The sequence below is a fragment of the Aeromonas sp. PI_26 genome (genome assembly GCF_027854445.1).
Lineage (GTDB): Bacteria > Pseudomonadota > Gammaproteobacteria > Enterobacterales > Aeromonadaceae > Aeromonas > Aeromonas veronii.
Genome location: NZ_JAJNOE010000006.1, coordinates 142,215 through 163,874, shown reverse-complemented (window position 1 = coordinate 163,874; position 21,660 = coordinate 142,215). Strand labels below are relative to the sequence as shown.

23 protein-coding genes are annotated in these 21,660 nt (G+C 60.0%); 10 read left to right on the top strand and 13 right to left on the bottom strand.

The window, feature by feature from the left end:
- Window positions 1–60: 60 nt before the first annotated feature.
- From gshA to LRL22_RS09135, 4 genes are all read right to left on the bottom strand, one after another.
- Entirely contained in the window at window positions 61–1,659 is a 1,599-nt protein-coding gene (gene gshA, locus LRL22_RS09150) for a glutamate--cysteine ligase (protein WP_005340500.1), read from the bottom strand.
- 61 nt (window positions 1,660–1,720) lie between these two features.
- Window positions 1,721–4,534 carry a M16 family metallopeptidase gene (locus LRL22_RS09145; RefSeq protein ID WP_270905234.1) on the bottom strand — a complete coding sequence of 938 codons (2,814 nt, stop codon included), beginning with the start codon at window positions 4,532–4,534 and terminating at the stop codon, window positions 1,721–1,723.
- A 27-nt stretch (window positions 4,535–4,561) separates the two neighbouring features.
- Window positions 4,562–4,999 carry a YqaA family protein gene (locus tag LRL22_RS09140; RefSeq protein WP_270905233.1) on the bottom strand — a complete coding sequence of 146 codons (438 nt, stop codon included), beginning with the start codon at window positions 4,997–4,999 and terminating at the stop codon, window positions 4,562–4,564.
- On the bottom strand, window positions 4,996–5,973 hold the full coding sequence (locus LRL22_RS09135) for an NADP-dependent oxidoreductase (RefSeq protein WP_270905232.1): 978 nt from the start codon (window positions 5,971–5,973) through the stop codon (window positions 4,996–4,998). The genes LRL22_RS09140 and LRL22_RS09135 overlap by 4 nt, the downstream gene beginning before the upstream one ends.
- Window positions 5,974–6,029: 56 nt before the next feature.
- Between LRL22_RS09135 and LRL22_RS09130 the strand changes: the two genes are divergently transcribed.
- On the top strand, window positions 6,030–6,197 hold the full coding sequence (locus LRL22_RS09130; RefSeq protein WP_005358060.1) for a hypothetical protein: 168 nt from the start codon (window positions 6,030–6,032) through the stop codon (window positions 6,195–6,197).
- A 54-nt stretch (window positions 6,198–6,251) separates the two neighbouring features.
- Here LRL22_RS09130 and LRL22_RS09125 read toward each other — a convergent pair whose 3' ends face one another.
- On the bottom strand, window positions 6,252–7,262 hold the full coding sequence (locus LRL22_RS09125; RefSeq protein WP_100654550.1) for a Preprotein translocase subunit SecY: 1,011 nt from the start codon (window positions 7,260–7,262) through the stop codon (window positions 6,252–6,254).
- A gap of 255 nt (window positions 7,263–7,517) precedes the next feature.
- Here LRL22_RS09125 and LRL22_RS09120 point away from each other — a divergent pair, with 255 nt between their 5' ends.
- Together LRL22_RS09120 and LRL22_RS09115 are read left to right on the top strand one after the other, a co-directional pair.
- Window positions 7,518–7,814, top strand: a complete 297-nt coding sequence (locus LRL22_RS09120; protein WP_219295547.1) for a hypothetical protein — start codon at window positions 7,518–7,520, stop codon at window positions 7,812–7,814.
- Between the two features lie 19 nt (window positions 7,815–7,833).
- Window positions 7,834–8,184 (top strand): hypothetical protein, encoded by a 351-nt coding sequence (locus LRL22_RS09115; protein ID WP_042053367.1) that lies wholly within the window; start codon window positions 7,834–7,836, stop codon window positions 8,182–8,184.
- 49 nt (window positions 8,185–8,233) lie between these two features.
- Here the strand turns inward: LRL22_RS09115 and LRL22_RS09110 are convergent, their stop codons facing one another.
- The 4 genes from LRL22_RS09110 to rpsF all read right to left on the bottom strand — a co-directional run bounded on the left by LRL22_RS09110 (window position 8,234) and on the right by rpsF (window position 10,222).
- Complete coding sequence (locus tag LRL22_RS09110) at window positions 8,234–8,974, bottom strand: ferredoxin--NADP reductase (RefSeq protein WP_042084396.1); 741 nt, start codon at window positions 8,972–8,974, stop codon at window positions 8,234–8,236.
- A gap of 101 nt (window positions 8,975–9,075) precedes the next feature.
- Complete coding sequence (gene rplI, locus LRL22_RS09105) at window positions 9,076–9,522, bottom strand: 50S ribosomal protein L9 (protein WP_005340490.1); 447 nt, start codon at window positions 9,520–9,522, stop codon at window positions 9,076–9,078.
- Between the two features lie 52 nt (window positions 9,523–9,574).
- Entirely contained in the window at window positions 9,575–9,805 is a 231-nt protein-coding gene (rpsR, locus tag LRL22_RS09100; RefSeq protein WP_005308890.1) for a 30S ribosomal protein S18, read from the bottom strand.
- A 30-nt stretch (window positions 9,806–9,835) separates the two neighbouring features.
- Window positions 9,836–10,222, bottom strand: a complete 387-nt coding sequence (rpsF, locus tag LRL22_RS09095) for a 30S ribosomal protein S6 (protein ID WP_005308887.1) — start codon at window positions 10,220–10,222, stop codon at window positions 9,836–9,838.
- Between the two features lie 237 nt (window positions 10,223–10,459).
- Between rpsF and LRL22_RS09090 the strand changes: the two genes are divergently transcribed.
- The 3 genes from LRL22_RS09090 (at window position 10,460) to LRL22_RS09080 (ending at window position 13,259) form a co-directional block, all read left to right on the top strand.
- The gene (locus LRL22_RS09090) at window positions 10,460–11,683 is read left to right on the top strand and encodes an Nramp family divalent metal transporter (RefSeq protein WP_270905231.1); all 1,224 of its coding nucleotides are present in this window, start codon (window positions 10,460–10,462) and stop codon (window positions 11,681–11,683) included.
- A gap of 111 nt (window positions 11,684–11,794) precedes the next feature.
- A complete protein-coding gene (locus tag LRL22_RS09085; protein ID WP_270905230.1) occupies window positions 11,795–12,652 on the top strand; it encodes a hypothetical protein in 858 nt (285 codons plus the stop codon).
- 163 nt (window positions 12,653–12,815) lie between these two features.
- The gene (locus tag LRL22_RS09080) at window positions 12,816–13,259 is read left to right on the top strand and encodes a PACE efflux transporter (protein ID WP_270905229.1); all 444 of its coding nucleotides are present in this window, start codon (window positions 12,816–12,818) and stop codon (window positions 13,257–13,259) included.
- Between the two features lie 127 nt (window positions 13,260–13,386).
- Here LRL22_RS09080 and hupA read toward each other — a convergent pair whose 3' ends face one another.
- Complete coding sequence (hupA, locus tag LRL22_RS09075; protein WP_005340484.1) at window positions 13,387–13,659, bottom strand: nucleoid-associated protein HU-alpha; 273 nt, start codon at window positions 13,657–13,659, stop codon at window positions 13,387–13,389.
- Window positions 13,660–13,996: 337 nt separating this feature from the next.
- Here hupA and LRL22_RS09070 point away from each other — a divergent pair, with 337 nt between their 5' ends.
- Together LRL22_RS09070 and LRL22_RS09065 are read left to right on the top strand one after the other, a co-directional pair.
- Window positions 13,997–14,479 (top strand): Rsd/AlgQ family anti-sigma factor, encoded by a 483-nt coding sequence (locus LRL22_RS09070; protein ID WP_005348975.1) that lies wholly within the window; start codon window positions 13,997–13,999, stop codon window positions 14,477–14,479.
- A 100-nt stretch (window positions 14,480–14,579) separates the two neighbouring features.
- Entirely contained in the window at window positions 14,580–14,960 is a 381-nt protein-coding gene (locus LRL22_RS09065; protein ID WP_108540899.1) for a PilZ domain-containing protein, read from the top strand.
- 81 nt (window positions 14,961–15,041) lie between these two features.
- On the opposite strand, the gene radA is transcribed toward LRL22_RS09065, so the two are convergent.
- Complete coding sequence (radA, locus tag LRL22_RS09060; RefSeq protein WP_005340481.1) at window positions 15,042–16,409, bottom strand: DNA repair protein RadA; 1,368 nt, start codon at window positions 16,407–16,409, stop codon at window positions 15,042–15,044.
- Between the two features lie 100 nt (window positions 16,410–16,509).
- Here radA and LRL22_RS09055 point away from each other — a divergent pair, with 100 nt between their 5' ends.
- Window positions 16,510–18,888 carry a PilZ domain-containing protein gene (locus LRL22_RS09055; protein WP_201906421.1) on the top strand — a complete coding sequence of 793 codons (2,379 nt, stop codon included), beginning with the start codon at window positions 16,510–16,512 and terminating at the stop codon, window positions 18,886–18,888.
- A 54-nt stretch (window positions 18,889–18,942) separates the two neighbouring features.
- Here LRL22_RS09055 and LRL22_RS09050 read toward each other — a convergent pair whose 3' ends face one another.
- Both LRL22_RS09050 and serB read right to left on the bottom strand, forming a co-directional pair.
- Window positions 18,943–19,848: an alpha/beta hydrolase family protein gene (locus tag LRL22_RS09050; RefSeq protein ID WP_270905228.1), complete on the bottom strand. Its 906-nt coding sequence runs from the start codon at window positions 19,846–19,848 to the stop codon at window positions 18,943–18,945.
- A gap of 28 nt (window positions 19,849–19,876) precedes the next feature.
- Window positions 19,877–20,887: a phosphoserine phosphatase SerB gene (gene serB / locus LRL22_RS09045; protein WP_270905227.1), complete on the bottom strand. Its 1,011-nt coding sequence runs from the start codon at window positions 20,885–20,887 to the stop codon at window positions 19,877–19,879.
- Window positions 20,888–21,006: 119 nt separating this feature from the next.
- Here serB and LRL22_RS09040 point away from each other — a divergent pair, with 119 nt between their 5' ends.
- Entirely contained in the window at window positions 21,007–21,627 is a 621-nt protein-coding gene (locus LRL22_RS09040; RefSeq protein ID WP_270905226.1) for an AhpA/YtjB family protein, read from the top strand.
- The last annotated feature ends 33 nt before the right edge of the window (window positions 21,628–21,660 follow it).

Here is a 21,660-nt window from a genome sequence, read left to right as displayed (position 1 = left end):
TCAAAAAGCCGCTCACTCGAGCGGCTTTTTGTTGGCACTTTGGTTGGTACGAACCTGCCTTCAGGCCGTGGTGGTACTGGTTCCGAAGTAGTCGGCCAGGAAGTCATCGAACGACAGGCTGTCGCTGCGCTCGCGTTCGCGCTGCTTGGCCAGCGAATCCTTCGCTTCACCGGCAAAGTAGGCCTCATCCCAGTACTGCAGCTCCCCTGCCAGCAGCTCCTCGCGATAGCGGGTCGCCAGCTTGTCACCGTAACAGCCGTTATCCTTGCCACTCTCCAGCAGCTCCTTGAGCATGCGGGCGGAGTAGGTGAGCTCGGGGTTGAGCAGCTTCTCGCGGTGCATCGCCAGCGTCTCGCGATAGCGGTTGCGGCCACAGCAGCGATCCAGCAGATCGGCCACCTGAGCCAGCTCGTCGAACAGTTTGAGTCCGTACTCTTTGAGGCCAATGGCATTGCCCTGCTCATCTTCAAGCGTCAGGCCGGGACGACGCCCTTCCAGCACCACCTTGTTCTGGTTGCGGCGGTTGCGGGCAATCTCCTCGTCACTCAGCACCGGAGAGGGGCGCAGCAGGCACCAGACCAGGAACAGGTCGAAGAAGCGGATCTGATCCGCATCGATGCCGAGAGGGGTGAAGGGGTTGACGTCCACGGTGCGCAGCTCGATGTATTCGATGCCGCGCTGATCCAGCGCATCCGAGGGCTTCTCGCCGCTGCGCGGGGTGCGCTTGGGGCGGATCGGGGCGTATAGCTCGTTCTCCAGCTGCAACACGTTGTCGTTAAGCTGACGATACTCCCCATCCACCTTGACCCCGATCTTGGCAAAGTCGGGATTGTGGGTGTTGATGGCGCGGCGCAGGCTGCTGACATAGGCAGGCAGATTGTCGTGGCTGATCTTGAGCCCAGCCTGGGCGCTGTTGGTGTAACCGAGATCAGAGAGACGCAGCGCGGTGGCGTAAGGCAGATAGAGGGTGCCCTTGCCGGTCTTCTCGAACGGCAGGTTGCTCTTGCGCCCCTTGAGGAAGGATTCGCAGATGGCCGGGGAGGCGCCAAACAGATAGGGCACCAGCCAGCCGAAGCGGTAGACGTTGCGAATAAGCCCCATGTACTTGTCGGAGATAAAGCGCTGGCTGCAGCACCCTTCGCACACCAGATCCTGCCACTCGCTCCAGAAGCTGTCGGGCATGGAGAAGTTGAAGTGCACCCCGGCGATCACCTGCATCAGGCTGCCGTAGCGGTTCTTCAAGCCCTGACGGTAGAGGGTCTTCATCTTGCCGATGTTGGAGCTGCCGTACTGAGCCAGTCGGATGCTCTCTTCCCCGCCGACGAAGCAGGGCATGGAGAGCGGCCAAATCCGCTCGTCACCCAGATGCTGAATCACATGGTGATGGATGTCGCCGAGCTGTTCCATCAAGCTGTCGATGGAGTCGGTGGCCGGGGTGATGAACTCCAGCAGGCTCTCCGAGTAGTCGGTGGTGATATTGGGATGGGTCAGGGCCGAGCCCAGCGCCCGGGGATGGTCACTCTGGGCGAGTCGGCCATCCGGCGTGATGCGCAGGCATTCACGTTCGATCCCGCGCCGGATCCCCTTGAGCGCGGTGAGGCGCTCCGGTGATCCCAACGCATTCAGCAACTCGGTGAGCGACAAGCTTGTTGTAGTCATATTCACGGCTCATGTGAGGCCGCCCCATCCGGGGCGGCTCTTGATTTTTATAAAGCGTCAGTTACGGCAACTGCAGCGGATAGATGGGAAGATGAAGCTCCTTCAGGGGTTTTTCAAGCTTTTGCTTGTCTCCCACCACCACGATCACCATGTCGGCCGGATTGAGCCAACGGGCAGCACTGGCCTTCAGCGCCTCGGGCGACACCGTTTTGATCAGGTTGTTCTGGGCCTGCACATAGTCCGGTTTCAGGTCATACATCACCATCTGCAGCAGGAAGCCCGCCTTCTGGCCCAAGGTCTCGTAAGAGAGGGCATCCTGCTGGGAGACCGCGCTGCGCATATAGGCCAGCTCGACCGGGGTCGGGCCGCTCTTGCGGTAGTTGTCCATCTCCTTGAGGAACTGGCGGATGGCATCGACGGTTGCGTCGGCCCGCACATTGGCGCCGGTGGCGAAGGTGCCTACCTCGCGGTTAGCGGAGAAACCGGAGCTGGCGCCGTAGGTGTAACCCTTGTCTTCCCGCAGGTTGAGGTTGATGCGGCTGTTGAAGTTGCCACCCAGGTTGAAGTTCATCAGCCCGGCGGTGAAGTAATCCCCCGTGGTATCGAACGGCATGGCGCGACGACCGATGCGGATCACCGACTGAGGCGCCCCCGGTTTGTCCACCAGATAGATGCCCGGCTTGGCCTGCTCACCCTTGAGCTTGAGATCCCCCAGGGTCGGCGTGGCCCCCTTCCACTCGGTCAGGAAGCCAAGTTGCTCCTCGATCTGCTTCTGGCCCACATCACCGACCACCACCACTTTGGCGTTGGTGGGGTTGTAGTAGGCCTGATAGAAGTGCTTCACGTCAGCCAGGGTCAGCTTGGCCACATCGGCTGCAACCCCGTCGGTAGGTTGACCGAGGCGGTTGTTCTTGCCGTAGACCAGCTCGCGGAACGCCTGCCCGGCCAGCCACTCGGGCTGCTGCTGGGCCTGTTGCATCCCTTGCAGCAGCTGCGCCTTGACCCGCTCGAAGTCCGCCTCCCGCATGCCCGGGCGCTCCAGCACCTCGCGCACCAGCGCCAGGGTCTGGGGCAACTTGTCCGCCAGCGAGCTGACGGTGATGAGGTTGTTGTACTGGGCGCTGGAGACATCAATGCTTGAGCCCAGCTTTTGCAGCTCATCGCTGAGCTGAGCCTCGGTCAGGCGCACCGTGCCCTGTCCCATCATGGCGGCGGTCAGATTGGCCAGCCCAAGCTGTCCTTTATCTTCGGCACGAATACCGCCCGGCAGGGCGATCATGATGGAGACGGCCGGGATCTCGTCACTCTTGGTGCCGATGATCTCGATGTTCTTGTCGAGCTTGCCGTGCCAGATGGCGGGCACCTTGACGCTCACCGCCTCACTCGCCTTGGGCTGCACGCTGCGATCGAAATTGTCTTTTACCGGTCGTTCGGCCAGCGCCTCGTCATGCTTGCTGTAATCCGGCAGCTCGCGCTTGGCGGGGGTAAAGTTCGGGGTGGCAACCTGCCACTCTGTCTTGCCCTTGGGCACCACGCTCAGCACCACCGCAGGCTTGCCCGCGATGAACTTGTCGTAGGCGGCCTTCACCTGCTCCGGTGTCACCTTGCCGATGGCATCCAGCGTCTTGAACACATAGTTGGGATCCTGGGCAAACACCTGACCCATTGCGAGCTGGCTCACCTTGCCGGAGACGCTGTCCAGACCCCAGATGGCGGAGGCGCGGTACTTGGCGATCGCCTTCTCCAGATCTTCCGGCTTGAGGCCGCGCTGGGCAAACTCGCCGATCACCTTGTCCACCTCCCCCTTGAGGGTCTTGAGGCTGCCATCCTGCGACGGATTGGGATAGGCGTAGACGGTCAGAGTACAGGCCAGCTCTTCGCAGTAGTGGGACGCCCCCACATCGATCGCCTTGCCGGTTTTCACCAGCGACTGGTAGAGCATGGAGCTGGCGGAGCCGCCCAGCACGTCGGCAAACATGTCGAGCGCAGGCTCCTGCGGATCGCCAAGAGAGACTGTGGGGTAGCTGATATAGAGCAGCGGCAGGTGCACCTTGTCCTGCAGCGTCACGTAGCGGGTCTCGGGCAGTGTCACCGGCTTTGGCGTCGGCTCGGCCACGTCCGGGCCGCGCGGGATGGCGCCGAAGTACTTCTCGATCCACTCGAGGGCCTGCTTGCTGTCAAAGTCGCCGCCCAGGGTCAGGGTGGCGTTGTTGGGACCATACCAGCGCAGGAAGAACTGCTTGAGGTCGTTTACATCGACCCGGTCGAGATCTTCCACGTAACCGATAGGCTGCCAGGAGTAGGGGTGAGTACGCGGATAGAGCGCCTCCCCCACCTTTTCGCTCACCAGCCCGTACGGCTGGTTGTCGACCCGCTGGGCCCGCTCGTTCTTGACGGTGGCGCGCTGGATCTCGAACTTCTTCTGGCTCACCGCATCGAGCAGGAAGCCCATCCGATCCGCCTCCAGCCAGAGCACTTTTTCCAGCTGGTTGGCCGGCACAGTCTCGTAGTAGTTGGTGCGATCCTTGTTGGTGGTGCCGTTCATGTCGCCACCGGCCTCGTTGATGATCCGCATATGCTCCTGATCACCGACGTGTTTCGAGCCCTGGAACATCATGTGCTCAAAGAAGTGGGCGAAACCGGACTTGCCGACCGTCTCGCGGGATGAACCGACGTGATAGGTCACATCGAGGTGCACCAGCGGATCTGAGCGGTCAGGGGCCAGGATCACGGTCAGGCCGTTGTCCAGCTTGTACATCTGGTAGGGGATGGCGAGCTTGCCCTCCTCCTTGCCCTGTTCGGCAATCAGGGTCGGTGCCGCCAGCACCGGCAGGGTGAAGCCCAGCAGAATCGTTAAAGGTATGACTTTGTTCACGGTAACCTCGTGAGTGACAAAAACAGGCTAGAAAATGTGACTGGCCAGCAGAAAAACCAGGGCATAACGGAACAATTTGCCGAGCCCGATCAAAATGAGAGAGCGCCAGAAGGAGAGGCGCAGCCAACCGGCCAACAGACAGAGACCATCACCGACCACCGGCGTCCAGGCAAGCAGCAGACACCAGTGACCATGTTGTTTGAGCCAGCCTAAGGCTTTTTGTTCCCCACGGCCTTGAAAATCTTCCGGTTTTTTCTTGAAGGTGGCGAGCCAGCCGAGCCACCAGGTGGTCATGGAGCCGAAGGTATTGCCCAGCGTCGCCCACAGCAGCAGGCTCGCCATGCTCCACTCCCCCTTGGCCGCCATGGCCCCCAGCAGCACTTCGGAGCTGCCGGGCAGCAGGGTGGCTGAGGTGAATGCGCTTAAAAAGAGCCACCCCAGCCCCATCTCCATCATCCCGCTCATCCGGGATAGCCATCGGCCGCAGGCATCCGCAGCAGCAGCTTGCCGCGCACATGGCCCCCTTCGATGACCTGATGGGCCAGCGCCCCCTCGGCTAGGGGGAATTCACCGGCGAGGGTGACCTTCACCTCCCCCTGCCGCAGCAGCATCAACATCTGACCCAGCTGCTTCTGGTCGGGGTGAACCAGCATACCGACCACCTCAATACCCGCCGCAGCCCCAGCATCCTTGATCAACTGGGCGGTGATGGTGGGCACCGTCACCAGGCGGCCACCCGGCTTGACGCAGGCGAGCGCCGCCTTGCCGCTCTCGCCGCCCACCAGATCCAGCACCAGATCGACCTGACCGGCCTCTGCCACCACCCGTGCGGGCCAGTTCGCATCGTGGTAATCCACCATCCAGCGCGCCCCCAGAGCATGCAGGAAGCCATGGTTGTCGGGGCTGGCGGTAGCCACCACCTCGGCGCCATAGGCGCTGGCAAACTGCACCGCAAGATGGCCGACACCACCGGCACCGGCGAGGATCAATACCCGCTGACCGCTCTGGAGGCCGCCGTGCTCAAGCAGCCCCTGCCAGGCGGTGAGACCGGCCAGTGGCAGCGCCGCCCCCTGCTGCAGGCTCACTCCGTCGAGCTTGACCAGCTCGCTCTCGCTTGCCACCACAGACTCCCCGTAGCCACCGGCAGTGAGGGGAAAACCGACCATGCCGCACACCCAATCCCCCTCGACCAGCGAGGTCACACCGGGGCCCAGCTTCTCCACCACGCCGGAGATGTCATAACCCGGCGTCCAAGGCAGCTTGTCCTTGTTCTGGGCCGCCGCCCAGCCAAGACCGGCGCGGGTTTTGGCATCGATGGGGTTCACCCCCGCAAAGCAGATGCGCACCCGCACTTCGCCATCGGCTGGCACCTTATCGAGGGAAGGGTTGAGCTTGAGTACCGAGGGGTCACCGAATGCGGTAATCTGTAGTTGCGTCATTGCACAATCCATCCTGTTGATTGATCAAGGGTCAACAGAATAACAGCGAGGACACCATGGCTCGAATGTTTCTTATTCCTCTGTTGCTGGCACTGGGGTGGTGGGCGTTTCTGCTCTACTTCCGCATCCCGCTCAAACAGGGGGCCAAGGGGTTTTACTGGATCATCGGCATCGGTGGCGGACTGGCCGCCTTCCTCAGCCTGATGATAGTGCTGACTCACTGAGAGCCACAGCCACTCGATAACGAAAAAGGCCACCGAGTTTCGGTGGCCTTCTCACTATCCGGGTTGCTGCTCCAGCGCCGGATTGAGGTAGTAGTGGCGATTGCTCCCCTGCCCCAGCACCCCTTGCGACAGCAGATGGTGGAACACCCGATCCACCTCCTCCAGCGAGAGTGACAAAGCCTGCGCCACCGAGCGCTTGCTGCACTTGAGCTCACCACTCATCAGCGCACCGCGCACCTGCGCCAGCACTTCGGGGGCGGGCTCGGGGGGCATGATGGGCTCGGGCTGGGCAGCCATCGCCAACGCTGCCTGCGCCTCTCTGCGAGCTTGCTCCTGCTGCCAGCGCCACATCCGGCGAAAGCGGTTCTCCTCGCCGATCAGGCTGACGAAAAAGGCACCGAACACATCGAGCAACACCGAGAGGAAGCAGACCAGCAGGAACTGCACCTGACTGATGCTCATCCCTACCCCGTCCGCCAGACTGCTCATCAGCCCCAGCATGGAGGATTGTTCGTTGACCGGCTTGGCATCGCGCTGCTGACGCAGCTCATCCTGCTGCAAGCGCAGCTTGGTATTGGCGTGCTGCAACGAGGAGACGCCACTGGAGATGCGCTCCAGCTCGATATATTTGCGGGCCGCCTCCTCGTTGAGCTGGATCTGCCGCTCGATGCTGGCGATCTGCTCGTCGAAACGGGCAAGCTCCCGTTCGTGGCGCGCCTGCTGGCTCAGTACCGTGTTGGTGGCGCTGTTGATGCCACCGATACTGCCGCCGATGGAGATGGCCGCCAGCACGCTGTAAAACAGCAGCGACCAAAAAGCGCCACTCAAATCCCGCCGCGCCTTGCGCTCGCCGTACTCGTACCAGACGTAAAACTTGCCCAGCTCGAAGATGATGGCCAAGCCGCCGAACAGCCACTTCATCAGCGGGTTGTCATCGATGGAGAGGAACAGCAGCAGGGAGAAGATAATGGAGGCCAGAATGGCCAACCCGGTGAAACTGTATACCGTCGTCAGAGCAAACCACCCCTTGGGGTAGCGCAATGTGGAGGAGTCCTGTGTGGTCATGATGAAGGGGTGTGCTGTGCAGGAAAAGTTGGCTGCCGATTATAGTCGCCAGACTCGCCCAGAGAAGGGCAAATGACTGAATTCCTTCAGATTGGCAACCAGCTGCCCAGAGTGCGACCAAAACGGACAAATCGGCAGCAGAAAAGCGATACAATCCCTCCCTGACTTGATCATGTAGTGAGATGGGGAACAGTTCCGCCCGGGTTCAGCTCCGGTCTGTACACTCATCCACCGTTGCAATTATCCGAGGCCATCATGAACAGTAAGACCACTTTGCTACTCTCCCTTCTTCTGGTTACCGGCAGCGCCGCAGCGACCCAGCAATATCAAGAGAGCAGTGGCACCGAATTTTCCGTCGATGAGCTTAAATTCAATCTGGACTGGGATGACAAACAGTTCGGCTGGACCCAGAACGACTGCCTCACTCTGGATATCGGGGAGACCTCCTCCGTCGACTGCAAGGCGGTCAAATTCAATCTGGAAGATGAAGAGAATCGCAACCAGCCACCGAAAACCAACCAGGTCCCTGCCAACTCGCAGAGCGACCAGTAACAACAGGAGTACCCTTGCGATGACCCAAGCTAAACACAACCCTGTTATCCGGCGCGGCGCCCTGCTGCTTTCCCTGCTGATGGCGCACGGCATCGCGGTTGCGGCACCGCCAAGCAAAAATAGCGATGGCATCAAGATCTCCGGTGATGACATCAAGATCAATCTCGACTGGGATGACAAGGAGTACGACTGGTGGCAGGACAACTGCCTGGATCTTGGCATTGGCGACAGCCGGATCAAACTCAACTGCGACAAGATGGATGGCAAGTACCGGGATCACTACAACCGCAGCATCCACAGCGGCAATAACCCCGGGCAAGGTCACGACAAACAGAAGGATAAAAACAAGGGTAACGGCAAGAAGAACTGAACGCCCTCTCCAGATGCAGCAGGGGCCTGGCGCCCCTGTGCTGATTTTTTTACCAATAATTCTCCGCACTGATATTGCCCGGCGCCCGCCGCAGATTCTTGGCCAACCCCAGCGCCAGCAAGGTCTGCTGGGTCTCTTTCACCATCTCCGGATTGCCGCAGATCAGCACCTGACTCAGCTCGGGTGAGAACTCCAACCCCACTCGATCCTGCAACTGACCATTGGCAATCGCCGCCGGGATCCGCCCTGCCATTGCATCGGGCCAGGGCTCGCGGCTGACAAAGGGGACATAGCGAAAGCGCGCGCCATATTGCTCGGCAAAGCTGGCGATCAAATCCTGATAGCTCAGCTCCTCGCCTTTACGTACCCCATGCACCAGCACCAAATTCTCGAAACGGTTGAAGGCCTCGCCATCGGCCAGCATGGAGAGGAAGGGGCCGATGGCAGTGCCGGTCGAGAGCAGCCAGAGATCGCGCCCGGCGGGCACCTCATCCAGCGTCAGAAAGCCGGTGGCCTGGGATTGCACCAGCAGGGTGTCACCTGCTTGCAGTGAGCCGAGCGAGGGAGTCAGCTCACCGCTCGGGATCTCGACCAAATAGAACTCGTGATATGGCGCAGAGGGGGGATTGACGAAGGAGTAGGCGCGCTGAATGCGGCGATCGCCCTGCTCGAGGGCCAGCTTGGTGAATTGGCCTGCCTTGTAGGGAGCCAGCTCGGCCGCTACCCGCAGGGAGAACAGAGTGGGTGTCCATTCGATGCGTTCAATGACGCGGCCTTCTACCCAAGCCATAAGGATCTCCTCCAGTGGAACAGGCCTTCACTCTACCCCCGGGCCGGAAAATAAAAAACCCGCGCAAAAGCGCGGGTTTTCTCTGCAAAAGCGAATCGCTATTACAGGGCAACAACCTGGATCTGTACGGTTGCTTTAACGTCAGCGTGCAGCTGAACAGCAACTTCGTAGTCACCGGTGTTACGCAGAACGTTGCCCATGCGGACTTCGCTCTTGGCAACGGCTACGCCGGCAGCAGTGATGGCTTCAGCCACGTCACGGGTACCGATGGAACCGAACAGCTTGCCTTCGTCGCCAGACTTGGAAGCGATAACCACGGTAGCCAGTTCGGCCAGCTTGGCAGCACGCTCTTCAGCAGCAGCTTTGTTGGCAGCCAGTTTGGCTTCCAGCTCAGCGCGACGAGCACCGAAAGCTTCGATGTTGGCCTTGGTGGCCATAACAGCTTTGCCTTGCGGGATCAGGTAGTTACGGGCATAACCAGATTTTACGGAAACTTGGTCACCCAGACCGCCCAGTTTGGCGATTTTGTCGAGCAGGATAACTTGCATTACCTTTCCTCTATAAATTTCGTTGAGTTAGGCTTAAGTGCCGGGCCGATTCTTACTTGTTGTGCAGATCGGTGTACGGCAGCAGAGCCAGGTAACGAGCACGCTTGATGGCGCGTGCCAGCTGACGCTGATACTTGGCGCGGGTACCGGTGATACGGCTCGGTACGATCTTGCCAGATTCAGTGATGTAGTTTTTCAGAGTAACGATATCTTTGTAGTCGATCTCGGTAACGTTCTCGGCGGTGAAGCGGCAGAACTTACGACGACGGAAATAACGTGCCATGGCCTTTATCCTCTAGTCAGTGATCCAGAATTACTCTTCGGAAGCAGCTTCAGTAGCTTCTTCGCGGCGCTCGTCGTCACGACGGGTGAAGCGCTCTTCTTTGGCCTTGGCCATCGGAGAAACTTCAGTCACGGCGTGCTTGGTGCGCATGATCATGTTGCGGATAACGGCATCGTTGAAGCGGAAGTTGGTTTCCAGCTCATCGATAACGGCTTGCTCTGCTTCTACGTTCATCAGAACGTAGTGGGCTTTGTGCAGTTTGTCGATCGGGTAAGCCAGCTGACGGCGGCCCCAATCTTCCAGGCGATGAATGGTACCACCGGAGGTGGTGATGGCGCCGGTGTAACGCTCGATCATGCCGGGAACTTGCTCGCTCTGGTCCGGATGAACCATGAAGACGATTTCGTAATGACGCATTTTAGCTCCTTACGGATTAATTCAGCCTCCGCCCAGGTGCAGCCAGACCTCGGAGGCAAGGAACATAAAGGTGTTTAGTCGCTGCTTTTCTAGGGCGGCGTATTGTACGAAATCACATCCCTCACTGCAACTGACTGCCTTAAATGTTTTTCCCGATGGAAATCATCAGAAACAACAATTGATAATGATTATCACTTAGATCTATTCTCTCTCCATATCCTTATGGAGGGTGATGCCATGCAACCCGCACTGACGACTACGATTCCAGCCCGCAAATTCAAACTGACCCTGCTCGGGCCTGCCTTTATCGCCGCCATCGGCTATATCGACCCGGGCAACTTCGCCACCAATATTCAGGCGGGCTCTACCTTTGGCTACCAGTTGCTCTGGGTGGTGGTATGGGCCAACCTGATGGCCATGCTGGTGCAAACCCTCTCGGCCAAACTTGGCATCGTCACCGGCAAGAATCTGGCGGAGCACATCCGCGACCGACTGCCAAAACCGGCGGTCTGGGCCTACTGGGTACAGGCAGAGATCATCGCCATGGCCACCGATCTCGCCGAATTTATCGGCGCCGCAGTCGGCTTCAAGCTGCTGCTTGGCGTGACCTTGCTTGAAGGGGCCTGCATCACCGCCGTGGTGACCTGGGGGATCCTGATGTTGCAATCCCGTGGCCAGAAACCGCTGGAGTTCGTGGTCGGCGGCCTGCTGTTGTTTGTCGCGGCGGCCTACATCGTCGAGCTGATCTTCTCCCGCCCCCATCTGCCCAGCCTGCTGGAGGGCGCCCTCTTCCCCGGTTTGCCCAACAGCGATGCCGTCTATCTGGCTGCCGGTGTGCTCGGTGCCACCGTGATGCCACACGTTATCTACCTGCACTCGGCACTGACCCAGCACACGCAGGATCAGGGTTCAGTCAGCCAGCGGCTGCACACCACCCGGGTCGATGTGGCGATTGCCATGACTATCGCCGGCTTCGTCAATCTGGCGATGATGGCGATGGCGGCCGCCGCGTTCCACAACTCGGGCCACCAGCAGGTGGCGGAGCTGGAATCCGCCTACCAGACCCTCACTCCACTGCTGGGTCAGGCGGCAGCCACCCTGTTTGGCCTCTCGCTGGTCGCCTCCGGTATCAGCTCTACCGTGGTGGGCACCCTGGCCGGGCAAGTGGTGATGCAGGGCTTTGTCCGCTTTACCATCCCGCTCTGGCTGCGTCGCGCCATCACCATGGCTCCCGCCTTCGTGGTAATCGCCATGGGGCTCAACACCACCGAAATTCTGGTGTTGAGTCAGGTGATCCTGAGCTTTGGCATCGCGCTGGCCCTGATCCCGCTGTTGATGCTGACCGGCGATCGGGCACTGATGGGGCAACATCGTAACCACCCCGTCACCCAGGCGGTAGGACGCCTTATCGTTGCGCTGGTGATCGGGCTCAACGCCTATCTGCTGGTTGCCATGATCTAGCGAACCGTAAAACCGAGAAGAGGGGCTCGTTAACTCTGGTTAATGAGCCTCTTCGCACTTTGGCGTATGCTGCCGCTTTCTCTTCTCATTTATCGTTGCGGGAGCCTTGCCATGGAACATACCCGAGCCAGCTTCGTACTGGGCCATCATCAAGAGCAGGCCAGCGTGGTCTGCTGCCAGCGCGGTGACACCACGCTGCTGGTCACCGACCTCACCCCCTTTCATCCCCAGAGCCACCTCTGGCCCGATCAGCCGGGGGATGTAGGCCATGTTCGCTGGGAAGGGGGCGAAGCCACCATTGGCCCTTGCCGAATGGGGGCCATCAGCCCGGATGGCGAGCTGTTCGTCGATACTGCCATTCCGGTCAAGCGGGGCGCAGAGGGGTGGCGTTTCGTGGTGGTCCACCCGCTGACCGGTGACCATGAGCTGGCCGTTGGCAGCCAGGTCGAATTGCAAGTAGATAGCGCTGCCCGCCACGCCCTGAGTCTGGGCCATAGCGGCTGTCATCTGGCGGCACTAGCCCTCAACCGGGTACTCACCCCCTACTGGCGCAAGGAGGTAAGCGAGCGTGATGCACTGGGCCAGCCCGACTTCGACCGCCTGGCTATTCAAAGCTCTCGGGTCGAGCCTTGTGGATCGCGGGAGCAGTACCGCATCGGCAAGAGCCTGCGCAAGAAGGGGGTCAACAGCGAGGGGCTGCTGGCAGATCTGGCGCTGATTGAAGAGAAAGCCAACCAGCAACTGGCCGACTGGATCGCAGCCGGGAGCGAAATCCGCCGCAGCCGCGCAGGAGAGGCGATCATCGATTCGCGCTACTGGCACTGCACGCTGGAAGGCCAGGAGGTCACCATTCCCTGTGGCGGCACCCATGTTGCCTCGCTCGCCGAGTTGGGGGAGGCCAAGGTACAGCTCACTCAAGTGGAAGAGGGCTTTGCCATGCTGACCCAGGTCACGCCAACCGGCATCTGAGTCGCAGACTTGACCACTCAGGGCTAACGCCCAAATTGGCAGTAGAGACGTATCGCAAAGAGGGGGCATCATCATGCCCCTCAACGCCAGTCATGACGGGCCGATGCTTCTCTTTTAACCACTCCCTGATTAGAATGCGCCTCCCACAGGAGGCACATCACCCATGAGTAGCACCCAACTACGCACCACCCCGGATCGACTTCGTTATCTGGTTCTCTACGAAGGCATCGGGCTGGCACTGGTCGCACCGCTGATCAGCCAGCTGTTCGGTCAGGGCGTCGCCGAAGTCGGTTCGCTGGCCATCTTCTTCTCCATCGTCGCCACCGCCTGGACCTATGGCTGGAACCTGTTGTTCGACAAGGGGTTGCTCAAACTTTGCGGGCGCACCAACAAGCGACCACTGGACCGCTTCCTGCACGCGTTTGGCTATGAGGCGAGCTTTATGATGCTCTCCCTCCCCTGCGTCATGCTCTGGCTCGATTTGGGAGTGTGGGACGCCCTGATGCTGGATCTCGGCTTCGTCACCTTCTACCTCGTCTACATCATGGTCTTTACCTGGGCCTATGAGCGGATCTGGCCGCTGCCATCCAACCCGCAGACGGCATAAGGCCTCAGCCGCAACGAGGCTGACAGAAGGAAAAGTCAGGAAGGACGAATAGGAAGGATGGGAGAATCCCATAAAAACAATGCCAGTCAGCAAGCTGACTGGCATTGGACAAAACAGACTTTCGGACTTACTTGACGGCGTCTTTCAGAGCCTTGCCAGCCACGAATGAAGGCACGTTGGCAGCAGCAATCTGGATCTCTTTACCAGTTTGCGGGTTACGACCGGTGCGGCCTGCGCGGTGGGTGACCTTGAAGGTGCCAAAACCGACCAGTTGCACAGCATCGCCTTCTTTCAAGCTCTGGGTAATACCATTGATGATCTCTTCCAGAGCCACTTTGGCCTGAGCTTTGCTCAGATCTGCTTTGGCGGCAATCGCATCGACAAGTTGAGCTTTGTTCATAACATTTCCTTTATGATCGGGCATTTAGCGCTGGGTCACTCTATGCAAAAAAAAACGCACAGGCAAAGCCTTTATCGAGCCGAACGCGTCAAACGCTGGGGTTTTCATCAAGATCTGCGGAAATAGTCACATTCCACACGCGAAAAACCGTGAGCAGGCCTGAAACCTGCTAGCACGCAGACACAATCCGCTGACTATTTCTTCGCCACTTAACATTATCCCCCCATGGCTATTGACGCTTGCCCAGATTTTCCCTAGTTATAGGTTGTGTCACTGCTCAAACGGCTCGGAATACCGAACAATCGGCCAGCCTTTGCCCCACGGAGGGATAGGGATTATGTTGACGAAACTGGAACAGACCAAGCAGGCGCTGGCAGGCAAGCATAAGGCTATCGACGACTGGCTGGATGCAAGGCAAGCGTTGCTGGTTGGATACATGCAGCTGGCAGGCCTTACTCCGGCGCGGACCAAGCAACGCAGCCTGCCCAAAACAGAAGAGCTGCATCAGTTTTGCGACCGCCTGGTCGACTATGTCAGCGCGGGCCATTTCGAGATCTACCACCACGTCGTCACCGCCTTCGAGCAAGCCAGCGGCGAAACACTGGAGCTGGCCAAGCGCATCTATCCCCATATTCGTAACAGCACTGAATTCGCCCTCGAGTTCAACGACAAATACAGTGATGCCGACGAGGCCCAATTGCTGCTACTGGATGATGATCTCAATGAGTTGGGTCCGGTTCTGGAAGAGCGGTTCAAACAGGAGGACCGCTTGGTCAAGGCGCTTCATGTGGTGGAATCCTTGAGTACCCAGCAAGCCTGAATGCCATTTTCGGAGCAAGTTCAAGATACTGGCAACCAAGGTGGATTACACTCAGAGCAATGACCGTAGCGTCCACACTTATTGCATACAGGAGATGAGCATGTCTGAGCGCCGCCGTTTTGCACGGATCCTCTACTTGACCATGGCAGAACTCACCCAGGGGGAACAGAAGTGGCAGACCCAGCTTGTCGACGTCTCCTTGCAGGGAGCCCTGCTGATCCGCCCCGACGAGTGGGAGAGTCGTGACAACAAGGAGTACCAGCTCAGCTTTATCCTGAGCGGTAGCGATATCGAGATCAAAATGCAGGTCGAGCTGACCCACGAAGCCAGCAAGAAGCTGGGTTTCTACTGCCACCACATCGATATCGACAGCGCCACCCACCTCAAGCGGATGATCGAGCTCAACGTCGGTGACGAAGAGCTGCTCCACCGCGAGCTGGAACAACTGCTGAGCGAGCATCTGGAACACAGCCAGCCCTGATGGCAGGTGCCAGCCCATAAAAAAGAGCGCCGAGGCGCTCTTTTTCCGTTGTGCTGTTGTATCGATTGCAATGCTGAGGGATTACAGCGCCTCGAGTGCCTCAGACAGCTTCTTGACCGGCACCACTTCCATCCCTTCGATGGGATGCTTGGGGGCATTGGCGTGCGGCACGATGGCACGACGAAAACCGTGTTTGGCCGCCTCCTGCAACCGCTCCTGGCCGGACGGCACAGGGCGAATTTCACCGGAAAGGCCCACTTCGCCGAACACCACCAGATCCTTGGGCAGCGCCTGGTCCCGGAAGCTGGAGACCATCGCCAGCAGCAGCGCCAGATCCGCGCTGGTCTCCTCGACCTTGACCCCGCCGACCACGTTGATGAAGACATCCTGATCCGCCATCTGCAGCCCGCCGTGACGGTGCAGCACCGCCAGCAACATGGCAAGCCGGTTGTGATCCATCCCCACCGCCACCCTGCGCGGGTTGGAGAGCTGAGAGTAGTCCACCAGCGCCTGCAACTCCACTAGCAGCGGCCGGGTGCCCTCCCAGATCACCATGACGATGGAACCGGGCGCCTGCTCCTGCCCTCGGCTGAGGAAGATGGCGGAGGGGTTGCTCACCTCGCGCATCCCCTGCTCGGTCATGGCAAAAACCCCCAGCTCGTTGACCGCACCGAAGCGGTTCTTGTGAGAGCGCAGGGTACGAAAACGGGAGTCATGGCCACCATCAAGCAGCACAGAGCAGTCGATGCAGTGCTCCAGCACCTTGGGGCCCGCCAGACTGCCATCCTTGGTCACATGACCCACCATGAAGATGGCCACATGATTCTGCTTGGCATAGCGGGTCAGCAGCGCCGCCGCTTCGCGCACCTGCGAGACAGAACCGGGGGACGATTGCACATCCGCCACATGCATCACCTGAATGGAGTCAATCACCATGATCTGCGGCTGCTCCTGCTGGGCAATCAGACAGATCTGCTCGACGCTGGTCTCGGAGAGCATCCGCAGCTTGTCGGTGGGCAGCCCAAGGCGGTTGGCCCGCATCGCCACCTGCTGCAGCGACTCCTCACCAGTGACATAGAGGGTTTTCATCCGTTCAGCGAGACCACACATGGTTTGCAGCAGCAAGGTCGACTTGCCCGCCCCCGGGTTGCCGCCGATCAGAATGGCCGAGCCTGGCACCACACCGCCACCAAGCACCCGATCCAGCTCCTTGAAACCTGAGGTAAAACGGGGAATTTCGGTGGTGGCAATCTCTGCCAGTGTCTGTACCTGACTGCCGACCGCGCCGGCATAACCGGTGTAACGGGCACTCTTGCCAGCGGGGCTCACCGAGCCGAGGCGCACCTCGGTGATGGTATTCCACTCCTTGCACTCGCTGCATTGACCTTGCCAGCGTGTGAAGTCGGCACCACATTCGGAACAAACATAAGCAGTTTTATTTTTGGCCATTGATAACTCGGGGACAGGATGAATTCCTGCTTGATATACTTGTTTGCGACCGACAGATCAAACCCAGAATCGGAAAAGTGACTTTCCGTGGCAGGAACAAATGGATTCAGAACACCAGCAACATCTGATTGAACAACTCGTCCCCTTGCTGCGGGAGAAAGATTTCGAGGAGATCTTCAACCGCATGACCCAGGAGGAAAACAGCAACAGCCGTTTTCTGATCAAGATGGAGCTCAAGCGCAAGTGCTCCCCCTGCCGCAGGGTCATCGACATGCGCGATGAGCTGGAGGATGAGTGCCTGGTGCATGAGTTCGACGGCATCACTCACTTCATGCCCGCCGATGCGATTGCCCTGTTCCAGTCCCAGTGCTATCTCTACCGCGATATCTATACCCTCGGTGTCTACGAGGCGCTGCAACAGTGGCAAAAACAGCACCACAACGCCCGCGTGGATGGTCAGCTGTCGCCGCCGGCCAGCCCCTTCCGGCAATATGATGTCAACACCATCGCCTTTGCCAGCTACTACGGCCGCCGCCAGGAGCGGATGCACTTCAGCTCGCCGGTACTGATCAAGTTTCAGGACGGGGAGAAGCTGTTCGCCAAGAGTTCCGATCTCTCGCTGGGTGGCATGCGGGTCTCGGTGCCCTATCTGCCGAATTATCACACAGGCGCCCAGGTAGAGGTCTTCTTTACCGGACTGGAGCGGGACACCCCCAATCCGGTGCTGCACCAGCCGGTCGGCTATCAGATCCTCGGTGAAGAGAGCAAAGAGGGGAAATACTGGCTGCGGCTGGTACGCTCCGGTGAACAGCCCGCCTTTGATGCCTTCCTCAGCGACTTTATCGACGCCAACAAGATCCGCTATCGGGTCAGCGTCGACTATCTTCTTTCCGCCGCCATCATCAAAGGGTATGAGCAGTTCTACCTGCCCCGGATGACCGGCATGCCGCTCTTCTTCGGCACTGGCGACAGCCCCAATCTCGAGATAGCCCTGCGTACGGAAAACAACCAGCACCTGCTGGAGTATTGGCGCGATGAGAAAAACCGCGATGCCCTCGCGGGGCTTTTCAGCGCAGAGCGGATGAAACGGCTTTGCCCGGCCCCCGGCACCACCACCGAGACCATCATCTACTGCTTTACCCACACGGTGCGCAGCCACATCTACTTCTTCTCCGCCACCGCCGAGGAGCTGCGTCAGAGTGGCCTCACCGCCCTCTTCTTCCAAGTGGGCTCACGCCGCCCCAGCTGGCGAGTCTACAAGTTCACACTGGAGGCGTGCGATCTGGTCGAGGCGGATGTGGGGCAACTGCAGGGGCAGGACAACCCGCAGTTGCAAGATATCTTGCTGCTCGAGCGGCTCAAACAGATCGGCTATTGCGGCCTGCTGCAGGAGATCGGGCTGGAGTCACATCGGGAAGAGTTCCATCAGGAGGGGATCAGCAACAACGCCAACGAGCTGCAACGCTTTGGTCACGAGCAGGGGGTTGCCCCGTTCGAGATCGAGACCCTGCACTATGTTCAGTTGCGCAAGGAGTCGCGCTACATCCACAAGACCGCGGTTGCCATCCATCACAACGGCAAATCCTGGATCGGCTGGACTCGCGACATCTCGACTCACGGCCTGCAAATCGAGCTGGAAGATGCCTTTATCGGCGAGAAGAACGATGTGGTGACCATCGCCCTGCCCCGCTTGCAGGAGCTCTCCAAGAGCATGGATCTGCAGCGCCTCTCCTACCGGCTGGTCAGCCTCAACATGACCCGCACCGTGCTGCACCTCTGCATCGAAGGGGATTCGGATCGCCATACCGGCCGCCAATTCTTCAGCCTACTGATCGAGAGCAACCAGAACAAGCTCAAGGCGGCGCAGGAGCAGCGCCGCTATCGTGGGCTGGCGCGGGCACTGCGCAACATCTATACCCACCACCTGTTCAACTCACCGGTCTACGTCAACAAGCTGAAAGGCGCGCCCAAACCGGCCTCCATCGGCAAGTCGCTGCAACCGCGCAGTCTGCAGCGGCTGCTGCAAGCCTGTGCCGAGCTGCCGGAGCAGGAGAACCTCTATCCGCTGTTTCAGGGGGAGCTGCTCAAGGAGCTGCTGATGAACCCACTGCGCGCCATCGAGCGGGAGGACAAACCGAGAGAAGACGAGGTCTATATCGCCAGCATCCAGACCAAGGCCGGCCTGCCCATCTTCAGCAGCCGGCTGGCCAGCAGCTTTGCCAACCTCAAAGAGAAGCGTCAGTTCATCGAGCTGGCGCAGCAACAGGGGGAGTTCTACTCGGTGCTGGTCGGTATCTCCCGTACCGGACGGCCCGACACCAACTTCATCGCCAACGAGCTGGACTACATCGCCAAGTTCGCCATCCACAAGGCGCGCAAGCTGGAAGAGGAGCTGTGGAGCGTGGTGGGGGTGGGCGAACTGACCGATACCACCCAGGCCACCCTGTTCCGCTTTGGCATCACGCCGCCACTGAACTGATGATCCGGAAACAGACAGAAATGAAACAGGGCGCTCGAGGCGCCCTGTTTTTTATCATGCCGCCTGCGGGTTGAGCAGCCAGTCGAGGATCTGGGGAAAGTGATCCTCCTGCGCCTGTGGGGCGGTCAGCATATTGATGTGGTCATAATCGAGGCAGTTGCCATTGTCCCGCCCCAATCGGGTGTGACGCGTGACCGACCCCATCTCGTCGCTGAAGCGGCGCACATCGGTCGGGTGACCCAGCGCCTTGTCCGCTTTGGCCGAAATCATCCAAAGCGGTGGCCAGTTGACCCGTGCCGCCGCCTCGTCATAGGCAAAACCGTCGTGAGGATCCTGCCAGGGGCCGCACTTGACCCAGGGGATGGTCTCCTGCAGATATCGCAGCGGCTCGTCGTCAGCACCGATCTTCAGAGTGCGAGCCGCCAGAAAACCACGGCGGCGAGCCAGCCAGGGGGCCAGCCGATTCCAGATCAGATCCACCTTCAGCCAGCGCTCGGGATTGTGCACCGACACACCGCGCTTGGTGCCAAAAAACAGCAGGCTGGCCACCTGTTCCGCCAGCTCGGGGAAGCGCACCAGAGTCGAGGCCATGATGACACCGCCCCAGGAGTGGGCCACCCAGTGCACCTTGAAGCCATGATGGCGCTCGGCAATCCAGCGCTGCAGGGCGGGCAGATCCTCGGTAATCAGCTCATGCTGACCGTGCTCCGCCTGCTCGGCGATGGCAGGAGTGCTGAGCCCCCGCCCCCGCAAATCAGCCACATAGACCTGATAGCCGTGACGGGCCAGAAAGCAGGCCAGCCCCTTGCCCGATTCGGTATAGAAGATCCGCCCGTTCTCGATGGCGCCATGCACCATCAGGATCGGATCTCCATGCACGGCGACCCGGGGTTTGATGTGGCGCACATGCAATTGATGGCCACCACAGGGGATAAACAGAGACTGCTGCAACAATTCCATTTTTATTGGTTTCCTCCTTGAAACACTGTCAGCGCTTGTCCCAACGTTGCTCGCTGCAGGCCCGCGCCGCCAGCAGGCAGATCACCCCCTCCAGATCGTGATGATTGAGGGTGGCCGCCGCCTGCGCCCGCACCAGCGGCTTGGCGTGAATGGCGATGCCAAGGCCCGCGATCCCCATCATTTTGAGATCGTTGGCACCATCGCCGATGGCCACTGTCTGGTCGGCAGCAATGCCGTACTCCTGAGCAAGCTGCTGCAACACCTCGGCCTTGACGCTGGCGTCGACGATGCGCCCGCTCACCTTACCGGTCAGCTGACCCCCTTCCACCGCCAGCTCGTTGGCGAAGATGGCATCGAGCCCCAGCTCACGCTGCAACTGGCCAGCAAAACGGGTAAAACCGCCGGAGGCGATGGCAACACGCCACCCCGCCTGTTTGAGGGTATCGACCATCAGCTGCAAGCCCGGCATCCAAGGCATCCATGCCGCCACCTCGTCGAGAATGGTGACCGGCGCCCCTGCCAGCAGGGCCACCCTATTGCGCAGGCTGTCGGAAAACTCCAGCTTGCCCTGCATGGCTGCGGCCGTCACAGCCGCCACCTGCTCGCCAACCCCGGCAAGCCGAGCAATCTCGTCGATGCACTCGATGCGGATCGCGGTGGAGTCCATGTCCATCACCAGCAGGCCGGGCTCCTTCAGGGTCGGTAGCGCGGGCAGATGGCAGAGATCGATCTCCCACTCACCGCTCTTGAGCTCGGCCACCAGCTCGGAAGAGAAGCGATCGCAGCCAAGCAGCAGCAACGGCACGCCCGCCACCTCGGTGGGAGGATAGAGGGTGGCCGCCAACTTCTGTGCAGCCAACAGTGGCGACAGACGCGCCAGATGGGAGGCGCCCAGCCCCTTGCCAAACAGCACCAACCAGCCGCCAGCCTGCGGAGTCTCTGTCGGTTGCAACGCATCTGCGTGGAGCTGCCAACAGGGTGAGCCGGACAACAACGCGGGCCAATCGGATAACAGAGGGGGGAGCCGGGACAACAACATAAGGGATACGCCTTCCTTGGTGATCAGGGGGTTAACAGTGCTGGCCCAGAGTAGCGTATTGCTTTTTGTACAGGCAAGCGCCAAGATCCCGCCACTCCTTGTTACCAGAGGTCTCACGCTTGCAGCGTCATCTTCCCATCAAACGTGTTCTCAGCCTGGGTGCCGGTATCCTGCTCGGATGCTGGGTGCTCGGTGTGCTCATTCATATGCAGGGTGAAAGCCAGGCCTCGCTGCACAGCGAAGCGCGCAACCGGGCGCAGGCGCTGGTCGCCTATGCCTCCCGCGACATGAAGCGCTGGATCAAGGAGGAGAAGAGCAGCGAGCTGGAGCGGCTGGCGCGGGATCTGGCGGCGGAGCCGGAGATCCTCGATGCCACCCTCTACGACGGACGCGGCATTCCCCTCGCCCAGTCTGAGCAGGCGGTGCCGCTGGAGAGCCTGCTGCCCATCGGCAGCGATAACAAGTCACTACCGGAGCAGGGAAAGGGGCGGATCCAGTTCGTGCAGGAGATCCGGGATGGCGAGCAGACCATCGGCTTCCTGCGCATCACCCTGGAAGAGCAGCAGATGCTGGCAGAAAAGGACACCCGGCTCAAGGTGGTGCAGGAGAAACAGCGCCTGATGCTGCTGGTCGCCCTGCTGGCCGGGGTGCTCATCTCCTACGGCGTGCGCCGCAACTACATGCGGGTGCGCAAGCACAAGAAAAAGAGTACGCCCCCCTCGCCACCTCCGGAAAATTGATGGCGCAACCAGTGAGCAGATACAAAAACGGCG

Bases quoted from the DNA above. Each gene is read 5' to 3' on its own strand.
- gshA (WP_005340500.1), bottom strand. From the start codon at position 1,659: ATGACTACAACAAGCTTGTCGCTCACCGAGTTGCTGAATGCGTTGGGA.
- LRL22_RS09140 (WP_270905233.1), bottom strand. From the start codon at position 4,999: ATGAGCGGGATGATGGAGATGGGGCTGGGGTGGCTCTTTTTAAGCGCA.
- LRL22_RS09135 (WP_270905232.1), bottom strand. From the start codon at position 5,973: ATGACGCAACTACAGATTACCGCATTCGGTGACCCCTCGGTACTCAAG.
- LRL22_RS09130 (WP_005358060.1), top strand. From the start codon at position 6,030: ATGGCTCGAATGTTTCTTATTCCTCTGTTGCTGGCACTGGGGTGGTGG.
- LRL22_RS09125 (WP_100654550.1), bottom strand. From the start codon at position 7,262: ATGACCACACAGGACTCCTCCACATTGCGCTACCCCAAGGGGTGGTTT.
- LRL22_RS09120 (WP_219295547.1), top strand. From the start codon at position 7,518: ATGAACAGTAAGACCACTTTGCTACTCTCCCTTCTTCTGGTTACCGGC.
- LRL22_RS09115 (WP_042053367.1), top strand. From the start codon at position 7,834: ATGACCCAAGCTAAACACAACCCTGTTATCCGGCGCGGCGCCCTGCTG.
- LRL22_RS09110 (WP_042084396.1), bottom strand. From the start codon at position 8,974: ATGGCTTGGGTAGAAGGCCGCGTCATTGAACGCATCGAATGGACACCC.
- rplI (WP_005340490.1), bottom strand. From the start codon at position 9,522: ATGCAAGTTATCCTGCTCGACAAAATCGCCAAACTGGGCGGTCTGGGT.
- rpsR (WP_005308890.1), bottom strand. From the start codon at position 9,805: ATGGCACGTTATTTCCGTCGTCGTAAGTTCTGCCGCTTCACCGCCGAG.
- rpsF (WP_005308887.1), bottom strand. From the start codon at position 10,222: ATGCGTCATTACGAAATCGTCTTCATGGTTCATCCGGACCAGAGCGAG.
- LRL22_RS09090 (WP_270905231.1), top strand. From the start codon at position 10,460: ATGCAACCCGCACTGACGACTACGATTCCAGCCCGCAAATTCAAACTG.
- LRL22_RS09085 (WP_270905230.1), top strand. From the start codon at position 11,795: ATGGAACATACCCGAGCCAGCTTCGTACTGGGCCATCATCAAGAGCAG.
- LRL22_RS09080 (WP_270905229.1), top strand. From the start codon at position 12,816: ATGAGTAGCACCCAACTACGCACCACCCCGGATCGACTTCGTTATCTG.
- hupA (WP_005340484.1), bottom strand. From the start codon at position 13,659: ATGAACAAAGCTCAACTTGTCGATGCGATTGCCGCCAAAGCAGATCTG.
- LRL22_RS09070 (WP_005348975.1), top strand. From the start codon at position 13,997: ATGTTGACGAAACTGGAACAGACCAAGCAGGCGCTGGCAGGCAAGCAT.
- LRL22_RS09065 (WP_108540899.1), top strand. From the start codon at position 14,580: ATGTCTGAGCGCCGCCGTTTTGCACGGATCCTCTACTTGACCATGGCA.
- radA (WP_005340481.1), bottom strand. From the start codon at position 16,409: ATGGCCAAAAATAAAACTGCTTATGTTTGTTCCGAATGTGGTGCCGAC.
- LRL22_RS09055 (WP_201906421.1), top strand. From the start codon at position 16,510: ATGGATTCAGAACACCAGCAACATCTGATTGAACAACTCGTCCCCTTG.
- LRL22_RS09050 (WP_270905228.1), bottom strand. From the start codon at position 19,848: ATGGAATTGTTGCAGCAGTCTCTGTTTATCCCCTGTGGTGGCCATCAA.
- serB (WP_270905227.1), bottom strand. From the start codon at position 20,887: ATGTTGTTGTCCCGGCTCCCCCCTCTGTTATCCGATTGGCCCGCGTTG.